We start from the raw sequence: 376 nt of genomic DNA, 5'->3' as shown, positions 1-376 counted from the left end.
TGCCGGCGTTGTAGGCGGCGGTGGCCAGGGTCAGGTCGTTGTTGTAGCGGCGCAGCAGCGACTTGAGGTGGCGCGCGCCGGCCTTGATCGATTCTTCCGACGAAAACGGATCGCCGACGCCGTATTCCTTGGCGGTTTCCGGCATCAACTGCATCACGCCCTGCGCGCCCTTGCTCGACACCGCCTTGGCGTCGAAGCCGCTCTCGGCGTGGGCGATCGCGCGCAGCCAGGCGTCGTCCAGGCCGTTGGCCTTGGCGGCGCTGCGGAACTGCGCGGAGAACTTGTCCAGTTGCGGCTTGCCGACCTTGCCCAGGCCCGGATGCGCCGGTTCGCCCGGCGGCGTTTCCACGGTGAAGCCCATCACCCGCACCGAGCC

At 68.9% G+C, this 376-nt stretch carries 1 protein-coding gene; it reads right to left on the bottom strand.

The window, feature by feature from the left end; all coding sequences use genetic code 11:
- A partial coding sequence (locus HKX41_10665) for a lytic transglycosylase domain-containing protein (protein ID NNC24592.1) occupies positions 1–376 on the bottom strand: 376 nt, incomplete at both ends.

It is taken from the genome of Salifodinibacter halophilus (genome assembly GCA_012999515.1).
GTDB lineage: Bacteria > Pseudomonadota > Gammaproteobacteria > Nevskiales > Salinisphaeraceae > Salifodinibacter > Salifodinibacter halophilus.
Note: the sequence above shows the minus strand (reverse complement) of the source record. Positions and strands in the feature narration are given on the sequence as shown.